This window comes from Pseudomonas sp. LRP2-20, assembly GCF_024349685.1.
Classification (GTDB): domain Bacteria; phylum Pseudomonadota; class Gammaproteobacteria; order Pseudomonadales; family Pseudomonadaceae; genus Aquipseudomonas.
In genome coordinates, this window is the sequence record NZ_AP025944.1 from 760,494 (window position 1) to 778,791 (window position 18,298).

The following is an 18,298-nucleotide window of genomic DNA, read 5'->3' on the forward strand; positions in this document are numbered from 1 at the left end:
GGGAGCGGGTTTACCCGCGAATGCCCCAGAGCTAAACCATCAGGTTGACGCCGGTCAACCCCGCTAAGCTTGAATCTTCCAGAATCACCCTTATCTATTAAGGCATCTCAGGCAGGTTTCTTCATAAACAGGCGCTGTCCATCGCTCCGACCTGCCCTTTAAAGGAAGGTACCCCCCATGCGAATAGACCGTTTGACCAGCAAGCTGCAGCTTGCGATATCCGATGCCCAATCCCTGGCCGTTGGCATGGACCACCCAGCCATCGACCCCGTGCACCTGTTGCAGGCACTGCTCGAACAGCAGGGCGGTTCGATCAAGCCGCTGCTGATGCAGGTCGGCTTCGATATCAACAGCCTGCGCCAGGCGTTGGTGAAAGAACTCGACCAGTTACCGAAAATCCAGAACCCCACCGGCGACGTGAACATGTCGCAGGACCTGGCTCGCCTGCTCAACCAGGCCGACCGCCTGGCCCAGCAGAAAGGCGACCAGTTCATTTCCAGTGAACTGGTGCTGCTCGCTGCCATGGACGAGAACAGCAAGCTCGGCAAGCTGCTGCTCGGCCAGGGCGTGAGCAAGAAGGCCCTGGAAAACGCCATCAACAACCTGCGTGGCGGCGCGGCGGTGAATGACGCCAACGCCGAAGAGTCGCGCCAGGCCCTGGACAAGTACACCGTCGACCTGACCAAGCGCGCCGAAGAAGGCAAGCTCGACCCGGTGATCGGCCGTGACGACGAAATCCGCCGCACCGTGCAGGTGCTGCAGCGCCGTACCAAGAACAACCCGGTGCTGATTGGTGAGCCTGGCGTGGGCAAGACTGCCATCGCCGAGGGCCTGGCCCAGCGCATCATCAATGGTGAAGTGCCCGATGGCCTGAAAGGCAAGCGCCTGCTGGCGCTGGACATGGGCGCGCTGATCGCCGGTGCCAAGTACCGCGGTGAGTTCGAAGAGCGACTCAAAGGCCTGCTCAACGAGCTGTCCAAGCAGGAAGGCCAGATCATCCTGTTCATCGACGAACTGCACACCATGGTCGGCGCCGGCAAAGGCGAGGGCGCCATGGACGCGGGCAACATGCTCAAGCCGGCCCTGGCCCGTGGCGAGTTGCACTGCGTTGGCGCCACCACGCTCAACGAATACCGCCAGTTCATCGAGAAGGACGCGGCGCTGGAGCGGCGCTTCCAGAAAGTGCTGGTGGAAGAGCCGAGCGAGGAAGACACCATCGCCATCCTGCGTGGCCTGAAAGAGCGCTATGAAGTGCACCACAAGGTGGCCATCACCGACGGTGCGATCATCGCCGCCGCCAAGCTCAGCCACCGCTACATCACCGACCGCCAGCTGCCGGACAAGGCCATCGACCTGATCGACGAAGCGGCCAGCCGCATCCGCATGGAGATCGACTCCAAGCCGGAAGTGCTCGACCGCCTCGACCGTCGCCTGATCCAGCTGAAGGTGGAATCCCAGGCGCTGAAGAAAGAAGAAGACGAGGCAGCCAAGAAGCGCCTCGAGAAGCTCACCGAGGAAATCGAGCGGCTGGAGCGCGAGTATTCCGACCTGGAAGAGATCTGGGCGTCGGAGAAGGCCGAAGTGCAAGGCTCGGCGCAGATCCAGCAAAAGATCGAGCAGGCCCGCCAGGAGCTGGAGACCGCCCGTCGCAAAGGTGACCTGAGCCGCATGGCCGAGCTGCAGTACGGGGTGATCCCGGACCTGGAGCGCAGCCTGCAGATGGTCGACCAGCACGGCAAGACCGAGAACCAGTTGCTGCGCAACAAGGTGACCGAGGAAGAGATTGCCGAAGTGGTGTCCAAGTGGACCGGCATCCCGGTGGCCAAGATGCTCGAAGGCGAGCGCGAGAAGCTGCTGAAGATGGAAGAACTGCTGCACCAGCGGGTAATTGGCCAAGGCGAGGCGGTGACTGCGGTTGCCAACGCCGTGCGCCGTTCGCGTGCGGGGTTGTCCGACCCGAACCGGCCGAGTGGTTCGTTCATGTTCCTCGGCCCGACCGGCGTGGGCAAGACCGAGCTGTGCAAGGCGCTGGCCGAGTTCCTGTTCGACACCGAAGAGGCCATGGTGCGCATCGACATGTCCGAGTTCATGGAGAAACACTCGGTGGCTCGCCTGATCGGTGCCCCGCCAGGGTACGTGGGTTATGAAGAGGGCGGTTACCTGACCGAAGCCGTGCGCCGCAAGCCATACTCGGTGGTGCTGCTGGACGAAGTGGAAAAGGCTCACCCGGATGTGTTCAACGTGCTGCTGCAGGTGCTGGAAGACGGCCGCCTGACTGACAGCCATGGCCGCACCGTGGACTTCCGCAACACGGTGATCGTGATGACCTCCAACCTGGGCTCGGCGCAGATCCAGGAGCTGGTGGGGGATCGCGAGGCACAGCGTGCGGCGGTGATGGATGCGGTGGGTTCGCACTTCCGTCCGGAGTTCATCAACCGCATCGACGAAGTGGTGGTGTTCGAGCCGCTGGGCCGCGAGCAGATCGCCGGTATCACCGAGATCCAGCTTGGCCGCCTGCGCAGCCGCCTGCTCGAGCGCGAACTGTCGCTGAGCCTGAGCCCGGAGGCCTTGGACAAGCTGATCGCCGTGGGTTACGACCCGGTGTATGGCGCACGGCCGCTGAAGCGGGCAATCCAGCGCTGGATCGAAAACCCGCTGGCGCAGCTGATCCTGGCTGGCAAGTTCCTCCCAGGGACGGCGATTACCGCCAAGGTCGAAGGCGACGAAATCGTCTTTGCCTGATCACTGCAGTAACCAAGCCCCGCTTCGGCGGGGCTTTTTTGTGTCTGCCTGTGCCGGCCTCTTCGCGGGCAAGCCCGCTCCCACTGGGTAATGCAATCCCCTGTGGGAGCGGGTTTACCCGCGAAGAGGCCGGCACGGGCCCAGCAAATCCGGGGCTTTGCTGCCTTCATGGATAACTTGCTGAAAATTTTGAAATTTTTGCTTGCATCAAAATTCGAGTGCCCCTAATATACGCCGCGTTGTCAGGCACTAAGCGAATCACCAGCAACATCGGTGACCGCAAAACAACTTACAAATCAGTAAGTTGAATGAAAAAAAGTGGTTGACAAGCAAAACGAAGAATGTAGAATAGCCGGCCTCAGCAGCGACAACGCGAAAGCGGATCGCCAAAGAGACCGAAGCTAACACAAGCTTCGAAGCTGTAAAGATGTGCCGAAGTTCAGTTCCGCGATAGCTCAGTCGGTAGAGCAAATGACTGTTAATCATTGGGTCCCTGGTTCGAGTCCAGGTCGCGGAGCCAATCTCGGGGTGTAGCGCAGTCCGGTAGCGCGCCTGCTTTGGGAGCAGGATGTCAGGAGTTCGAATCCCCTCACCCCGACCATTTTCCGGGTCGTTAGCTCAGTTGGTAGAGCAGTTGGCTTTTAACCAATTGGTCGTAGGTTCGAATCCTACACGACCCACCATGTAGAAAAGGGCATCTCCAATGAGATGCCCTTTTTTTTGAAACACTCGGGGTGTAGCGCAGTCCGGTAGCGCGCCTGCTTTGGGAGCAGGATGTCAGGAGTTCGAATCCCCTCACCCCGACCATTTTTGGGTCGTTAGCTCAGTTGGTAGAGCAGTTGGCTTTTAACCAATTGGTCGTAGGTTCGAATCCTACACGACCCACCATGTAAAAAGGGCATCTCGAAAGAGATGCCCTTTTTCTTTGCCTCAAGAAAACCGCCCTTCGCCGCAGGTTGCGCGCATCTGGCTGCCAAACAGTCACCCCCCTGTGGGAGCGGGCTTGCCCGCGAAGAAGGCGGCGCGGTGCATGGCACGGGCTTCGCCCGTGTTCGCGGCGGTTCGGCGCCACGACAAGCCCGCTCCCACAGGTGAAGCCCTTTGGGCCTGTCAGTGCAGCTTCAGGCGTGGCTCGGTGCCCCGGCCAATCTTGCTACCCAACATCATCAACGCCGTGCGGAAGAACCCGTACAGCGCCATCTGGTGCATGCGGTACAGCGACACGTAGAACATCCGCGCCAGCCAGCCCTCCAGCTTCACGCTGCCCATCAGGTTACCCATCAGGTTGCCCACCGCCGAGAAGCGCGACAGCGACACCAGCGAGCCGTAGTCCTTGTATTCGTAAGTCGGCAGCGCCTTGTTCTCCAGGCGTGCCTTCAGGCTCTGCGCCAGCATCGAGGCTTGCTGGTGCGCGGCCTGGGCCCGTGGCGGCACGTTGCGGTCGCTACCCGGTTGCGGGCAGGCGGCGCAGTCACCAAAGGCGAAGATGTTGTCGTCGCGGGTGGTCTGCAGGGTAGGGCGCACCACCAGCTGGTTGATGCGGTTGGTTTCCAGGCCGTCGATGTCCTTGAGGAAGCCCGGCGCACGGATACCCGCCGCCCACACTTTGAGGCTGGCCTGGATCACTTCACCGTCTTTGGTTTTCAGGCCATCTTCGGTCACTTCACTGACGGCAGCGTTGGTCATCACCTTCACACCGAGTTTTTCCAGGGTCTTGTGCACCGGCACGCTGATGCGCTCCGGCAGCGCAGGCAGCACGCGCGGACCTGCCTCGATCAGGGTGATGTGCATGTCCTTGGGCTGGATGCGATCCAGGCCGTAGGCCGCCAGTTCGTGGGCCGCGTGGTGCAGTTCGGCCGCCAGTTCCACACCGGTGGCACCGGCGCCGACAATGGCCACGCTGATCTGCTCGCTGGCCACGTCACCGGCGTGGGCACGCAGGTAGTGGTTCAGCAGCTGCTGGTGGAAGCGCTCGGCCTGCTTGCGGGTGTCGAGGAACAGGCAGTGCTGCGCCGCGCCCAGGGTGCCGAAGTCGTTGGTGTTGGAGCCGACGGCGATCACCAGGGTGTCGTAGCCCAGGGTGCGCGCAGGCAGCAGCTCGCGGCCCTCTTCATCGAGGGTCGCGGCCAGTTGGATCTGCTTGCCTTCACGGTCCAGGCCACTCATGCGCCCCAACTGGAAGTTGAAGTGGTTCCACTTGGCCTGGGCCACGTAGTTCAGTTCGTCTTCCGAAGAGTTCAGCGAGCCGGCGGCCACTTCGTGCAGCAGGGGTTTCCAGATGTGCGTGAGGTTGGCGTCGACCAGGGTAATCTCGGCCTGCTTGCGCTTGCCCAGGCTTTTACCCAGGCGGGTCGCCAGTTCCAGGCCGCCGGCGCCGCCGCCGACAATCACGATGCGATGAGTCATGGGGATATCTCATAAGGTTTACGGAATTCGTGGCCCCAGGGGCCGGCCGCAAACTGCGCGAGGGGAGGGCGAGCGCGAAGCAGCTCATAGCACCAGTCCACTCAGCAGGCGGCTGATGAGACCCAACCCGATGGTCACGGCCAGTACCAGCACAAGGAGCAGCCAGGGCCGGAAAGGCCGGCGCTCGACTTGGTGCTGGGGGGCTCGCAGATACTCATCGACACGACGCTGATCTTCCGGGTTCAGGCGGCTGGTCATGGTGGGCCTCGTCAGGTAGACGTTTGTGACTGCAGGAACGCCACAGCGTTCATGCAAGCGCATTCAATCAAATGATAATGCTTTCTATCCCTGGCGCCGAGTCTACGCCATCGCAAAGACTCTCGGCAGTGGATCAAAGACTGATGCCCACGTCGAAGACGATGCTGCGCCCCAGGTTACCGCGCAGAAAGTCCGGCGCATCGGGGTGGGCGAACAAAACCCGGGCGAAGGTCGGCCCCACCAGCGACAGCGAGCGCCAGCCCTGGCGCAGGTATTCGGTGGGCGGCGGGAAATGGGTGTTGAGGTCGAGCACCTCGCGCTTGAGGCTGGCAAAGGCGATGATGTCCAGCTCACTCAGGTCCAGCCCGCGCTCGCGGTAGTTGTGCGCCTTCTTGCGCAGCGTCGGCGCCAGGCGCCCGAGCAGCTCGGCGGCGGCGATGCGCCGCGGGCGGGCTTCGCGGCGCACCAGCTGGGCCAGGGAAAAGGCACTGCGCCGGCGCTGCAGCTCTTCACGCCACTCGTCGTTCAGGCGGCGGCCTTCGTCGAGTACGAAAAACACTTCAAAGGCTGCATCGCGGAACAGCACATCCGGGGGCTCCTGGCCGGCCGGGGTGAAGTCCTCGCTGCGGTAAGGGATGTTCAGCCCTTGCAACAGGCGCTGGCACACCCACCGCTCCCGCTCCCACTTGCGGGCGTTGGAGAGAAAGGCATTGGCTTGTTCGGCCTGGATGGTAAGCAGGCGCAGGTAATCTGAGTCATCCATGGGAACAAGCTTAGTCGGCAATTGTGAACGTAAGGCCCTGTTTGACCGTGGGAATCGGCATCAGGGTGTAGACTCGGGCTATCCGTGCCAGGAGCGATTTGCCAGTGATCAGCGCCCACGTCCTGTCCTCTGCCAGCCTGACCATCGGTTGGTTGGGCTACATCCCGTTGTTGATCTGGGCTGCATCGCGTACGCGGTGGGTAGAGTTGTGCACCGACCGGCGCCGCCAGCACCTGCTGTTTGGCACGGTGTTCTGCCTGTTTGCCCTGTGGCTGGTCAGGCGCGATTTCGATACCGGCGTGTCCTACCACTTCATCGGCATGACGGCGGTGACCTTGTTGCTGGACTGGCCGCTGGCGATTCTGGGTGGTTTCCTTGCGCAACTCGGCTTGCTGGCGCTGGGCCGGCAGGATCTTGCGGCGCTCGGGGTCAACGGGCTGCTGCTGGTGGGGTTGCCCGTGCTGATCACCGAAGTGTGCGCGATCCTGGTCGAACGGGCGCAGCCGCGAAACCTGTTCGTTTATATCTTCTGTTCGGGGTTTTTCCCCGCGGCGCTGACGGTGCTGATTTGCGTGCCGGTGGCGTTGGGCGTGCTGTGGCTGGATGGGCGCTTTGCGATGCCGGAGTGGCTCAGCGACTTTATCGGCTACCTGTGGCTGATGATGTTCCCGGAGGCGTTCATCAACGGCATGGTGATCAGTGCCCTGGTGGTGTTTTGCCCGGAGTGGCTGGAAACGTTCAATCGCACCCGGTATCTGCAGGCGCCGTGGAAGGATGATGAGCGCTGATTCATGTATTGGCTGCGCCGGCCTCTTCGCGGGCAAGCCCGCTCCCACAGGATAACCACTGGCTTGAAGGTTGTGGCTTCCCTGTGGGAGCGGGCTTGCCCGCGAAGAGGCCGGTACAGGTATCAGAGATAGCTACTCAATGCCGCGGCTCCAGCTCCCCGGAAAACAGCTCATCCTCGGCATCCGGCGCCACCGGAATCTTGTGCTCCTCGGCCGCCCAGGCGCCCAAGTCAATCAGCTTGCAGCGGTCGGAACAGAATGGCCGGAACGCGTTCTTCTCGTTCCATTCCACAGGTGCGCCACAGGTCGGGCAATCGACGGTCAATGGCTGGCTCATGGCTGGCCTCCTCGTAAAGTCAGGTAAAAGTGGTGCAGGCGGTCAATCTGCTTGTGCAGCGCGGCCAGGTCGCCGTCATTGACCAGCACATCGTCGGCATGGGCCAGGCGCTCTTCACGGGCCAGCTGGGCCTTGAGAATGGCCTGCACCTGCTCGGCGCTGGTGTTGTCACGCGCCAGTGTACGCGCCACCTGCAGCTCCTGCGGCACATCGATGACCAGCACCCGCTGGACCTTCTGGTGCTGGCCCGACTCGATCAGCAACGGCGACACGTACACCGCATAGGGGGACTCGGCCTTGGCCAGGTAACTGAAGATCTCCTGCCCGATCAACGGGTGCAGCAGTTGCTCCAGCCACTTGCGCTGAGCCGGGTTGGCGAAGATCAGCTGGCGCAAGGCCGCACGATCAAGCTGGCCATCGTCCAGCAGCACGCCGGGGCCGAAGCGTTCGACGATGCTGGCCAGCGCCGGGCGGCCGGGCTCGACCACCCAGCGCGCCGCCTGGTCGGCATCGACCAGGTGCACGCCAAGTTCGACGAAGCGCTCGGCGGCGGCGCTCTTGCCGCTGCCGATGCCGCCGGTCAGCCCGAGAATCCAGGGGGTGAAGGCCTTGGTGGTCATCACATTCCAAACAGTTGCAGGTAGAAGGCGTATATTTCATCACCCCAGAGCACAGCAATCCACCCCGCAGTGGCCAGATAAGGGCCAAAGGGTATGGCAGTGCCGACGGATTGCCTGCGCACACGCAGCAGGCACAGGCCCGCCACCACACCGATCACCGACGACAGCATCAAGGTGAGCGGCAATACCTGCCAGCCACCCCAGGCGCCGATCAGCGCCAGCAGCTTGAAGTCGCCATAGCCCATGCCTTCCTTGCCGGTGATCAGCTTGAACGCCCAGTACACCAACCACAGGCTCAGGTACCCGGCCACCGCGCCCCACAGCGCATCGGGCAGTGGCACCACCGTGTCGAAGGCATTGACGATCAAGCCCAGCCATAGCGTCGGCAGCACCAGCACATCGGGCAACAGCTGCTGGTCATGATCGATCAGGCTCAGTGCCAGCAGGCTCCAGGTCAGCAACATCAGGGCCAAGGCCTCGGTGCCTGCGCCGGAATGCCAGGCTACTAGCATCGACAGCAGCGCACAGGCCACCTCGATCAGGGGATAACGCGCGCTGATCGGTTGCTTGCACGCCGAACAGCGCCCGCGCAATACCAGGTAGCTCAGCACGGGAATGTTTTCCCAGGCGCGGATCGCGTGCTGGCAATGCGGGCAGTGGGAGGCGGGGAGGGATAGATTGAAGCGCTCGTGCTCGGTGGTCGGCAGGCCCAGCACTTCCTGCGCCTCACGTTGCCACTGGCGCTCGAGCATGATCGGCAGGCGATGCACCACCACGTTGAGGAAGCTGCCCACCAGCAGGCCGAGTACAGCCGCCAAGGTGATGAAGTACGCCGGCTGCTCGGCCAGCAAAGTCCAGAAAGTCATGTTCAGATCAAGCTACCCAGCTGGAAGATCGGCAGGTACATCGCCACCACCAGGCCACCGACCAGCAGGCCCAGGATCAGCACGATGGCCGGCTCCAGCAGGCTGGTCAACTGGTCCAGTGTCTGGCTGACCTGTTCCTCGTAATGGCTGGCAGACTTCGCCAGCATCTGGTCCAGCGTGCCGCTGGATTCACCAATGGCGGTGAGTTGCACCAACAATGGCGGGAACAGCGGTTCATTGGCCATCGCCTGGTGCAGCGCCTGCCCGTTGGCCATGGCCTGGCGCAAGCGCTGCACCGCCTGTTCATGCAGCTCGTTGCCGCAGGCCTTGGCCACGGTGACCAGCGCATCCAGCAGCGGCACCCCGGCAGCATAGGACGTAGCCAGGGTGCGGGCAAAGCGCGCCAGGGCCGCCTGGCTCAACAACCTGCCGAATACAGGAAGGCGCAAGGCTTGTGCAGTTATCCACAGGCGTGCTGGCGCATGCTTCAGATACAGCCGGGTTACGGCGAAGCCCAGGCCCAGCGCGGTTATCAACAGCAGCGGCGCATAGCGCCCCAGCCCTGTGGACAAGTTGATCACCCACTGCGTGAAGGCTGGTAACGCGGCATCGAAACCGGCAAACAGGCTCTCGAACCGCGGAATCACTTCCAGCAACAACACCGCCGATACCCCCAACCCGGTCAGCAACAGCAGCACCGGATAGAGCATCGCCTTGCGCACCCTTTTACGCAGCACCTGCCGCTGCTCCAGCATCCCCGCCAATTGCTCCAGCTGCCGATCGAGCGTGCCGGATTGCTCGCCCACGCGAATCAGGTTGCAGTACAACCCATCGAACCACGCCGGATGGCGCTGCAGCGCATCTGCCAGCCCCAGGCCCGAAGCCACATCCCGTTTCAATTTATCCAGCAAGGCTGCCTGCCCCGCACTGCAGCCACTGCGGCCCATCACCTCGAAGGCCTGCAACAGCGGCACCCCGGCCTTGATCAAGGTCGCCAGCTGCCGGCTGAAACCCGCCGGGTCGGCCTTTTCCCGAGCCTTCGGCAGCCGCCATTCAAACCCGCCGGCCGCCCGCAGGCTGACCACGCGAATGCCTTGGCGCTGCAGGCCGGCCCGTGCATAAGCCGCGCTGCGCCCGCTGACCTGGCCGCTGACAGTAGCGCCACTGGCATCGGTGCCGCGCCACGCATAGAGCTGTGTCGATGAGTTCATGCAAAGGTCCTTTTCTGCCCGTGCGACAAGCCTGGAAACAGCTTGCCGCGTCCCTGAGCGGGCGTGCGTCCGTGATGCTCACTAGAGTAGTTCAGCGAAGATGACGCCCTGGCGCGCAGGGGTGACAAAAGGTGTCTGTTCAGGCCTACTGCGCCGCTGCCAGCTGGGGGCGAGCCTGACCTCCACGAGTACACGTATCAAAAAGGAAATCGTTCATGAAAGGGCAACGCGGTATCACCCTGATCGAACTGATGATCGTCGTCGCGATCATCGGCATTCTGGCGACCATCGCCATCCCGATGTACACCAACCACCAGTCCCGCACCAAGGCGGCCGCCGGCTTGCTGGAGATCAGCGCGCTGAAGACGGCGATGGAGCTGCGGTTGAATGAAGGCAAGGATGTGGGGAGTGTGGCTGAGTTGGGTGGGCAGCCGGATACGGCGAACTGTGCGATTGCGGTGAGCAGCAAGGCGGCTGACGGGATTGGCACGATTGCATGCGCCCTGGTTGATGTGCCGGCCAATGTGGTTGGCAAGAGCCTTGCCCTGACGCGCTCGCCAACTGGCTGGACCTGCACGACCGATATCGAGGAAGACCTCGCGCCGAAGGGTTGCAAAGCGCCCTGAGGGGAGGGGAATAAGGCCGGGGAAACAGGGGTTTACGCGGCAGGTGCGGCAGTGGTACGTTGCGCTACACGCCGGTGTAGCTCAGTCGGTAGAGCAGCGCACTCGTAACGCGAAGGTCGCAGGTTCGATTCCTGTCTCCGGCACCAGAGACCAGTTTCCAGAAGTCTATGACTGTCTACGAAACCCCCGCAAAGCCCGTCTAGAGCGGGCTTTATTGTTTCTGTCTGTCTCGTTTTGTCTCTGGGCATCTACGCGTTTTAGGGATATGGTTAGGGATATCTCGGTTCGACAAGGAAACGTATCCCTATGGCGCGCACAGTGGTGCCTCTCACCGATCCCAAATGTGATGCGGCCAAGCCTCGGGAGAAGGATTACAAGCTGTTCGATGGCAAAGGCCTCTACCTGCTGGTGAAGCCGTCAGGGGTCAAGACCTGGCGTATGAAGTACATCAAACCTGATGGCCGTGATGGTTTAGCTACGTTTGGCAACTATCCGGCGCTCGGCTTGAAAGCGGCCAGGGAGCGACGCGCTCAGGCGCTTGAGCTATTGGCAGCCGGGAAAGACCCCATCGAGCAGGCGCGCTTGGACAAACAAGAAGCGGCTAACGCCCGGGCGAATACATTCCGTTTGCTTGCTCAGGAATGGCACGCGGCCTGCGCTCGTAAGTGGACGCCTGGTCATGCCTCCACCGTGTGGCGACGCATTGAATCCCACCTGTTGCCCACTCTCGGTGATCGTCCGGTCGCGGAGCTCAAAACACGGGATCTGCTTGTTCCGCTGAAAGCGGCGGAAAAGCGGGATACCTTGGATACGGCTGCACGCCTACGCCAGTACATGACGGGCATCCTCCGTATGGCGGTTCAGCATGGCCATCTGGATTTCAACCCTGCGATCGATCTGCAAGGCGCGACGGCCACCCGCAAAACAGCGCACCGGCCTGCTTTGCCATTCGAACGCTTACCTGAGCTTCTTCAGCGGATAGATGCCGACAGCGGGCGCGGCCTGACTAAGCTTGCGGTGCAGCTGACCATGTTGGTGTTCATCCGCTCCAGTGAGCTCCGCTTCGCTCGCTGGGGAGAGATAGACATGGGGAGGCTGATGTGGGAAATCCCTGGCGAAAGAGTGGCTATTGAGGGTGTGAAGAACTCCTATCGAGGCTCCAAGATGAGCACGCCACACCTGGTACCACTCAGCCGGCAGGCTGTAGAGGTGCTGGAGAGAATTCGTAACCTCACTGGTCGTTTCGATCTGGTGTTTGCGGGTGACCACAATCATTGGAAACCGATGAGCGAGAACACCGTGAACAAAGCGCTGCGGCGAATGGGGTATGACACTAAAGCAGAGGTATGCGGCCACGGTTTTCGGACAATGGCCTGTTCCGCATTGGTTGAGTCTGGGCTTTGGAGTAAAGACGCTGTCGAACGACAAATGAGCCACCAGGAGAGAAACACGGTGCGTGCCGCCTACATCCACAAGGCTGAGCACATACAAGAGCGTAGGCTCATGGTGCAGTGGTGGGCTGATTACTTGGACGCAAATCGCAAGGAGGCGATCACCCCCTACGATTTTGCCCATGGGCGGTTGCCTCGTTCATGAGACAGATGGGGTGGGAAATATCGAACAGGGATATTTGGGCAAATCTGGTTGAGGATGCTCAGCCTCTTCAAGGCAGGTGTATCAGGTGTAACCGGTGTAACGGCAGGATACAACGTATTGAAAATATTAAGGAAAACCTGGTTACACCTTATGCAGTGTCGGCTTACACCTGGGTGTAACTCAGCAAGAAAGTGTAACAGCCGGAAAGCCCAGCTCTTCCTGCTGGTCGCTCTTTCGTTCGGACACAAAACATCTAAACGGCGCGGAATTCAGTCCACAGCCATGGGGCGCGGGGGGGCAAATGATTGAAAGTCAAACATACGACATGCTTCTGAAACGTTATGGCAGCACGTGCTTACCGCTTGAGCTCGTGCGACAGCACTATCTTTCGCACATGGGGATGCCGGCGCTTCTCAGAGCGTTTGGCAAAGGGAGGATATCGTTGCGCGTAGTGAAGGGTGAGTGGGGCGGACGCATGCAACGGGTGGTATACCTTCACGACCTGGCTAGCTGGCTCGATCAAGGGAGTAATTGACCCCCTTACCGCTGCGCAGCGGGTTGTTGACGACCACGACCGTTCGTCGGGGTCGAATGTCGTATAGATGTGACGAGAGTGCTACGAAGAAGCGAGATGGGGATAACTCCAGCCGCCTAGAAATTTCTCTGTTTCTTTCCCCAGTGAATCGGCATAAATAGTTGGCCCTGTTCATACCAATACAGGGAACTAGCTATGACAACTCGTAGCACTTCAAGCACCACCCATCTTGCACCATCAAGTCCAAGAGCTGACCTCGGTGACACGAACCCACTCGGCTTTGATCCAGCAACACGACTGATCCGCATAACAGATGTGGTCGCCCTGGTAGGTCTTGCGCGTCCGACGATCTATAAGCTGATGAGCCAGCCTGAAAGCGGTTTTCCCCAGCCAGTCAAACTTACGGATAGCACCGCTCGCGGTGCGCCTGTCGCTTGGGTCTTGTCTGAAGTTTTGGACTGGACCCGCGCCCGCATTGCCGCTCGCGACAAGGTGGCGGCATGACACCAATCTTCCTGCCACACACCATCCTCGACGCGGTCGGAGTACTTGAAGGCGCCCGGCCTGCAGTGGCCATGGGACGTGATCGCCTACGCGCCTTGCGTGATCGTGCCATTTCTGAGGGCGCGCACGTTCTGCTCTTGGCCTGGCCGTCTCTGGAATGGGTGATGCTGGCCGTCGAGGTGCCATCGGGCGTAGTAATCGAAGACGCGCGGCAACTAATACCCAATCTGCTGGCCAATCCCGCTGCCTTGGAGCACATGCGTTCAGAGTCTCGCAATGGCCAGCATCTAAGTTGGCTGTCTCTGGTCCGCCCCGTCGCCGCTAAGCACTAACGAAAACGCCCCCGGCTGCAACCGGAGGCGTTAGAGGTACATTCGTATGCCCCCTCAATCTATGACGTCGTGCGTGATCGCGCAAGCCTCGCGTATTGCTCCTATCAAATCGAGGCGCTATGCTCCGTCTGTCGCTGCAAATTCAGTGACCGGGTTTGGCGACCCGATATACTTGGCGCATAGGCGCCCCATCCGACAGCAGGCGCTTTTTTTGTGTCTGCCGTTTCGTGTTATGGCGGCTGTGTGTGGGAGGCCTTCGGGCCTGCCGGGTTCCAAGTTCCCGGTTCGCCAACCTGCGCACAGCTGCCACCCAAAATCGTTTGGCGACGATCAGTGGCAGCTCCAGCTAACTTGGAGTACCACACATGCCCGCCCTCAATCCGTCCAAAATCCGCGCCGCCGCCCACCGGGCAATGGCTCTCGCCGCTCTACACGCAAACTCAAGCCTTGCTACCCGCCTCGCACGCTACAACCGACATATGAGCATTGCTCGCTCCCTGGAAACCGTCGGGGGTGCGCAATGAGATCTGCATCTAAGGGACTTGAGGGGCGTCTCCCCGAAGACCTTCTATCTGTATGCGCCACCAATGCTGCCGGTGTGCCAATTGATGCCATCACCGCGGCTTGTTCCCGCGTCGACGCCGTTTTGCACTTACTCATGGCGCAGTTCAATTCCGGTCCGGATGTTGAGAGGCTGTCTGACTCAGTAATAGCGAATGTTATTTGGGACGTCCAAGGCACCGTGGGACTGATTCGGTCGTTGGCTTTGCATGGCGATAGGACCACGTACCAATTGGTGCATGGAGGGGGGGAATGAGTAAGCGCCCCAGCTTCGCCGAAGTAAAACACGCCTCCCTCCAGTCAATCGAGCAAGTCCTTTCTAATTGGTTGCCAGGCGGCAAACGGGTAGATGGTGGCAAGGAATACACAGCCCCCAACCCTACACGAGCTGACAAACATGCAGGCTCGCTTAAGGTCAACTTGGCTAAAGGCACTTGGTGCGACTTCGCAACCGGCGACAAAGGCGGTGATCTGATTGACCTGGTGCGCTACCTTGATCGCGGCACCGATGTAGAGGCTTGCAACAAACTAGCGGCCTTCCTCGGCGTTGAGGCGTCCATTAGCACCAATGTCGCACCATCCACTGGCCACGCTCAAAAGTCAGAGTGGGTGCCAGTGCTACCCATTCCTGACCAAGCAATGCAGAGGGTGCTGCAAAAACACAAGCAGCACGGTAAACCCTCCAAAGTTTGGATCTACCGTGAGGCCTGCGGTCAGGCGCTTATGGTGCTGTATCGCTTCGACCTCGGCCCGGATGAGAACGGCAGGTCGCGCAAAGTCTTCGCGCCCCTCACCTGGTGTAAACACTCTACTAACGGCTCGCTGGCTTGGCGCTGGCAGGGCTTATCGGAGCCACGCCCGCTCCTGCGCCTTGATGACCTGGCTAAACGTCCTTCGGCACCAGTTGTATTGTGCGAGGGTGAAAAGGCCGCCGATGCCGCTGCCGAGCTGTTGCCCGAGCATGTTGCCACCTGCTGGCCTAACGGGACGAACTCTTGGCAGAAGGCTGATTTCGCGGCGCTAGCCGGGCGTGACGTATTGCTGTGGCCAGATAACGATGCCCCAGGTTTGAAGTGCATGGATGCCTTGGCCGATCACCTTCGGAAGCTTGGAGCTGCCTCGGTTCAGACGGTAGCTTTGACTGTATTCAGGCAACTTCCTAGTATGGACGGTGAGCGCTCCACTTTCGCGCCGGGCGGTGAGTGGCGCGAAGGTGACGATGCGGCGGATGCCCAATCCAAAGGTTGGACAGCCCAACACTTGTCGGAGCTGCAACGCACCGGTGAGCTGTTTGCCCTCGCACCTGCCGCCACGCCCAACCCCACCAAGCAGAGCAAAGCCACTGACCAGGCCAAGCCTCAATCCGAAAAGAAAACCGCCCCGGCCCCGAGCGGCTTTCGTGTCACAAAGGATGGGGTGTTCTATGCCGGTGAGGATGGCGAAGCAAGACCGGTTTGTTCACGGCTAGAGATATTGGCTCGCACCCGTGACGAAAAGGGCCATGGCTGGGGCCTGCTGGTGGAGTTCGATGATCCCGACGGTGCTAGCAAGCGCCTTAACATTCCGGCCAGGGCAATGGCGGGCGACTTTGGCAAGGAAGTGCTCGCGCCACTGGTTGATATGGGGCTGCGCCTGGCACCCGTGCGCACTGCTCGCAATTCGCGCAACGACCTACAGAGCTACCTGCAAGGATATGACGGTTCCGAGCGCGCCCGCTTGGTCACTCGCCTGGGCTGGCATGGGAATGCTTACTTAGTGCCGGATCGGCAGATCGGTGCCAGCACTGAATACCTGCACTTCTACGAAGCCGGCACCCAGCTCCCGCCCATTACCCAAGTTGGAACACTAGAGCAGTGGCAACAGCAAATCGGCACGTTGTGCGTGGGGAACAACCGCCTGACATTCGTCGTGTGCGTAGCTTTTGCTGGAGCGGTGCTGCATTTGCTTGGGCATGAATCAGGCGGTTTCCACCTTTATGGCGATAGCTCAGGCGGGAAGACCACCCATTTACAGGTGGCCGCTTCGGTTTGGGGTGGGCCGCGCCTGGTGCGCTCCTGGCGCTCTACGGACAACGCCCTGGAAAGTATCGCGGCGGCGCACTCGGACGGATTGCTGGTGCTCGATGAGATCGGGATGTGCGACCCACGGATCATCGGGGAAACTGTCTACATGCTCGGCAACGGCACCGGCAAGGCGCGGGCCAATGATCGGGGCATGAGCGGGCGCCAAGTTCAGGAGTGGCGTTTGCTGTTTCTCTCCACCGGAGAAAAGACCCTTGCGCAGCACATGGCCGAGGCAAACAAGGACCTTAAAGCAGGTATGGAGGTGCGCCTACTTGCTGTCCCTGCCGATGCCAGTAAAGGGCTTGGACTGTTCGAGGAGCTGCATGGCTTCGACGATGCCGCCGCTCTGTCAGATGCGCTCAAAGCTCGGGTGACCAAGTTCTACGGCTCGCCTGCCCTCGCATTCCTGTCGGCCCTCTGCGACCCAACCAAGTTGCGCGCCTATACAGCCATGGTACGCAGCACCGTGGAGCGCTTCACTGCTGAAGCGCTCCCTGCCAGTGCTAGCGGCCAGGCCCAGCGTGCCGCAACCCGCTTCGGTTTGGCGGCGGCTGCGGGGGAGCTGGCCACCGCCCTGGGCGTTACGGGGTGGCCAGATGGTTTGGCGCTCGACTCCGCCCGCGTATGCCTGAATGCCTGGTTAGCTGAGCGGGGTGGCGCTGGAAACATGGAAGGTGATGCGATTCTCGCACGCCTGCGCCAGGTGATTGAGCGTTTTGGGGAGAGCCGCTTTACACGCTGGGAATCGACCGCTGCCAAGGTAGATGAGCACGGCCCCCGCACTATTGACCGGCTCGGCTTTCGCAAGTCGATGGAGCACGGCATGGGTGACACGTCGCACACGACGACAACCTATTACGTGCTTCCCGAAGCTTGGCGCTCTGAAATTTTCCGAGGCATGAACCTCAATGCAGTGAACAAAGAGCTGCTGAGGCGTCGGGTATTAGAGCCAGGCAAAGATGGCAAGGCTTCCACCTCTGTGCGCCTGCCCGGCCTCGGACTACAGCGCTGCTACGTCGTCGTGACGATCCCTGAACCGGCTGAGAACGAAGCACAGGCCGCCTGAACCACTACCTCTAAATCCACGAGGTAGTGTCGGCAACATATGGCCTTGCCAGCCTCGCACATAACCACTTCCAATCATTAGGTGTTGATCATGAAAGAACTAAAAAAGCAGCGCGACGAACTGATTGCAGAACGTGACTCTCTTGAAGACAGTATTCCGGACCTTCGAGCCGCGTGGAAGGCAATACCGAGTAACTGGAACCATCATGGCAATTGCATTGGCAGCCCCGAGGGAACGGCGGCTATGAATAAGCTTTCCAGCGCAGAAGCTCGTTTGCGCAGTATTCCTGGTGCTATTGAGCGAATTGAACGCGAGATCAGCTATCAGGAAAGCTTGGCGAATGCGAAGCAGGCCAAGACAACGGCTCGTCAGGTCATGTCCGATTCAGTTAAGACGGTAACTTCACTGGAGAGCACTCGCACACTTGTTTTTGAGCGCCTGCAAGCGATCCAAAAAGAATCAAATCTAGCCATCGAGAAGGCGCAGCAAGCTGAGATTGAGGCTGCGAACCTCTACGCCCGCAACGTTGCTACCGGTAACAGTGAGGGTGAAAAGGCTGCAAGCACCGCGATGGAGAGAGCTAGCATCTTGCTCATTGAGGCTGATGAACATGCAAGGCGCCAAGAACTGATTGTCGCTGCATTGCAGGCGGAAATTGAGGCGCTCGATGCTCAGATCTCCAAGGCTAAGCAGGAGTCTAGCCAAGCTCAGGACAGCGCCCTACGCGCAGCCGCTTTGGCCCTCGGCGATGAATGGAATCGCTTGGCCAAGCAACTTGCCGCTGTGGGCTCTCGAATTCTCGCCGCAGACCATCATCGAGGTTGCGGGGGCATGATGTTGTCAGGCCTGTCGATCCCGCTCTTCGGCCCCTCGGCCAGAGAGCTCGACCGCGATGATGTGCTAGAAGGCGCTAAAGGCATCACCCCAATAGACCTGATCGAAGCGTAACCCCGAAACAGCCCGCAGATGCGGGCTGTTTGTTTTTGCGATGTTGCGGTTGCTCCCGTCAAAAGCAGCTTGGCCA

General features: G+C 60.6%; 16 protein-coding genes and 6 tRNA genes. 15 read left to right on the forward strand and 7 right to left on the reverse strand.

The window, feature by feature from the left end; genetic code table 11:
• The first annotated feature begins 177 nt into the window (after positions 1–177).
• The 6 genes from clpB (at position 178) to OCX61_RS03245 (ending at position 3,630) form a co-directional block, all read left to right on the forward strand.
• Entirely contained in the window at positions 178–2,742 is a 2,565-nt protein-coding gene (gene clpB, locus OCX61_RS03220; RefSeq protein WP_261942582.1) for an ATP-dependent chaperone ClpB, read from the forward strand.
• A 444-nt stretch (positions 2,743–3,186) separates the two neighbouring features.
• Positions 3,187–3,262: transfer RNA gene (locus OCX61_RS03225), tRNA-Asn, on the forward strand.
• 4 nt (positions 3,263–3,266) lie between these two features.
• A tRNA-Pro gene (locus tag OCX61_RS03230) sits at positions 3,267–3,343 on the forward strand.
• A gap of 6 nt (positions 3,344–3,349) precedes the next feature.
• Positions 3,350–3,425 (forward strand) — tRNA-Lys (locus OCX61_RS03235).
• A 47-nt stretch (positions 3,426–3,472) separates the two neighbouring features.
• Positions 3,473–3,549 (forward strand) — tRNA-Pro (locus OCX61_RS03240).
• A 5-nt stretch (positions 3,550–3,554) separates the two neighbouring features.
• Positions 3,555–3,630, forward strand: a tRNA-Lys gene (locus tag OCX61_RS03245).
• Positions 3,631–3,852: 222 nt separating this feature from the next.
• Here the strand turns inward: OCX61_RS03245 and OCX61_RS03250 are convergent.
• The 3 genes from OCX61_RS03250 to OCX61_RS03260 form a co-directional block, all read right to left on the reverse strand.
• Positions 3,853–5,148 carry an NAD(P)/FAD-dependent oxidoreductase gene (locus tag OCX61_RS03250; protein WP_085674060.1) on the reverse strand — a complete coding sequence of 432 codons (1,296 nt, stop codon included), beginning with the start codon at positions 5,146–5,148 and terminating at the stop codon, positions 3,853–3,855.
• A gap of 84 nt (positions 5,149–5,232) precedes the next feature.
• The gene (locus tag OCX61_RS03255) at positions 5,233–5,406 is read right to left on the reverse strand and encodes a DUF3094 domain-containing protein (protein ID WP_008091951.1); all 174 of its coding nucleotides are present in this window, start codon (positions 5,404–5,406) and stop codon (positions 5,233–5,235) included.
• Positions 5,407–5,539: 133 nt separating this feature from the next.
• Positions 5,540–6,169 carry a DUF1780 domain-containing protein gene (locus tag OCX61_RS03260; protein ID WP_027918232.1) on the reverse strand — a complete coding sequence of 210 codons (630 nt, stop codon included), beginning with the start codon at positions 6,167–6,169 and terminating at the stop codon, positions 5,540–5,542.
• Between the two features lie 104 nt (positions 6,170–6,273).
• Between OCX61_RS03260 and OCX61_RS03265 the strand changes: the two genes are divergently transcribed.
• Complete coding sequence (locus OCX61_RS03265; RefSeq protein WP_409260640.1) at positions 6,274–6,957, forward strand: energy-coupling factor ABC transporter permease; 684 nt, start codon at positions 6,274–6,276, stop codon at positions 6,955–6,957.
• 136 nt (positions 6,958–7,093) lie between these two features.
• Here the strand turns inward: OCX61_RS03265 and yacG are convergent, their stop codons facing one another.
• From yacG to OCX61_RS03285, 4 genes are read right to left on the reverse strand one after another with little or no spacing between them, the layout of a single operon-like run.
• Positions 7,094–7,294, reverse strand: a complete 201-nt coding sequence (gene yacG / locus OCX61_RS03270; RefSeq protein ID WP_085674056.1) for a DNA gyrase inhibitor YacG — start codon at positions 7,292–7,294, stop codon at positions 7,094–7,096.
• Positions 7,291–7,914: a dephospho-CoA kinase gene (gene coaE, locus OCX61_RS03275; RefSeq protein ID WP_261942583.1), complete on the reverse strand. Its 624-nt coding sequence runs from the start codon at positions 7,912–7,914 to the stop codon at positions 7,291–7,293. Before coaE ends, yacG begins: the two co-directional genes overlap by 4 nt.
• Positions 7,914–8,780, reverse strand: coding sequence for a prepilin peptidase (locus tag OCX61_RS03280; RefSeq protein WP_261942584.1), 867 nt, complete (start codon positions 8,778–8,780; stop codon positions 7,914–7,916). The genes coaE and OCX61_RS03280 overlap by 1 nt, the downstream gene beginning before the upstream one ends.
• Positions 8,781–8,782: 2 nt before the next feature.
• On the reverse strand, positions 8,783–9,991 hold the full coding sequence (locus tag OCX61_RS03285; RefSeq protein ID WP_261942585.1) for a type II secretion system F family protein: 1,209 nt from the start codon (positions 9,989–9,991) through the stop codon (positions 8,783–8,785).
• A 215-nt stretch (positions 9,992–10,206) separates the two neighbouring features.
• Between OCX61_RS03285 and OCX61_RS03290 the strand changes: the two genes are divergently transcribed.
• From OCX61_RS03290 to OCX61_RS03320, 8 genes are all read left to right on the forward strand, one after another.
• A complete protein-coding gene (locus OCX61_RS03290) occupies positions 10,207–10,617 on the forward strand; it encodes a pilin (RefSeq protein ID WP_261942586.1) in 411 nt (136 codons plus the stop codon).
• A gap of 70 nt (positions 10,618–10,687) precedes the next feature.
• Positions 10,688–10,763, forward strand: a tRNA-Thr gene (locus OCX61_RS03295).
• A 160-nt stretch (positions 10,764–10,923) separates the two neighbouring features.
• A complete protein-coding gene (locus tag OCX61_RS03300; protein ID WP_261942587.1) occupies positions 10,924–12,213 on the forward strand; it encodes a tyrosine-type recombinase/integrase in 1,290 nt (429 codons plus the stop codon).
• Positions 12,214–12,538: 325 nt separating this feature from the next.
• Positions 12,539–12,748, forward strand: coding sequence for a pyocin activator PrtN family protein (locus OCX61_RS27290; RefSeq protein ID WP_410011112.1), 210 nt, complete (start codon positions 12,539–12,541; stop codon positions 12,746–12,748).
• Between the two features lie 195 nt (positions 12,749–12,943).
• Positions 12,944–13,252 carry a helix-turn-helix transcriptional regulator gene (locus OCX61_RS03305; protein ID WP_261942588.1) on the forward strand — a complete coding sequence of 103 codons (309 nt, stop codon included), beginning with the start codon at positions 12,944–12,946 and terminating at the stop codon, positions 13,250–13,252.
• The gene (locus tag OCX61_RS03310) at positions 13,249–13,584 is read left to right on the forward strand and encodes a hypothetical protein (protein WP_261942589.1); all 336 of its coding nucleotides are present in this window, start codon (positions 13,249–13,251) and stop codon (positions 13,582–13,584) included. Before OCX61_RS03305 ends, OCX61_RS03310 begins: the two co-directional genes overlap by 4 nt.
• Positions 13,585–14,397: 813 nt before the next feature.
• Positions 14,398–17,274 (forward strand): DUF927 domain-containing protein, encoded by a 2,877-nt coding sequence (locus OCX61_RS03315; RefSeq protein WP_261942590.1) that lies wholly within the window; start codon positions 14,398–14,400, stop codon positions 17,272–17,274.
• Between the two features lie 90 nt (positions 17,275–17,364).
• Entirely contained in the window at positions 17,365–18,222 is an 858-nt protein-coding gene (locus tag OCX61_RS03320) for a hypothetical protein (protein ID WP_261942591.1), read from the forward strand.
• The last annotated feature ends 76 nt before the right edge of the window (positions 18,223–18,298 follow it).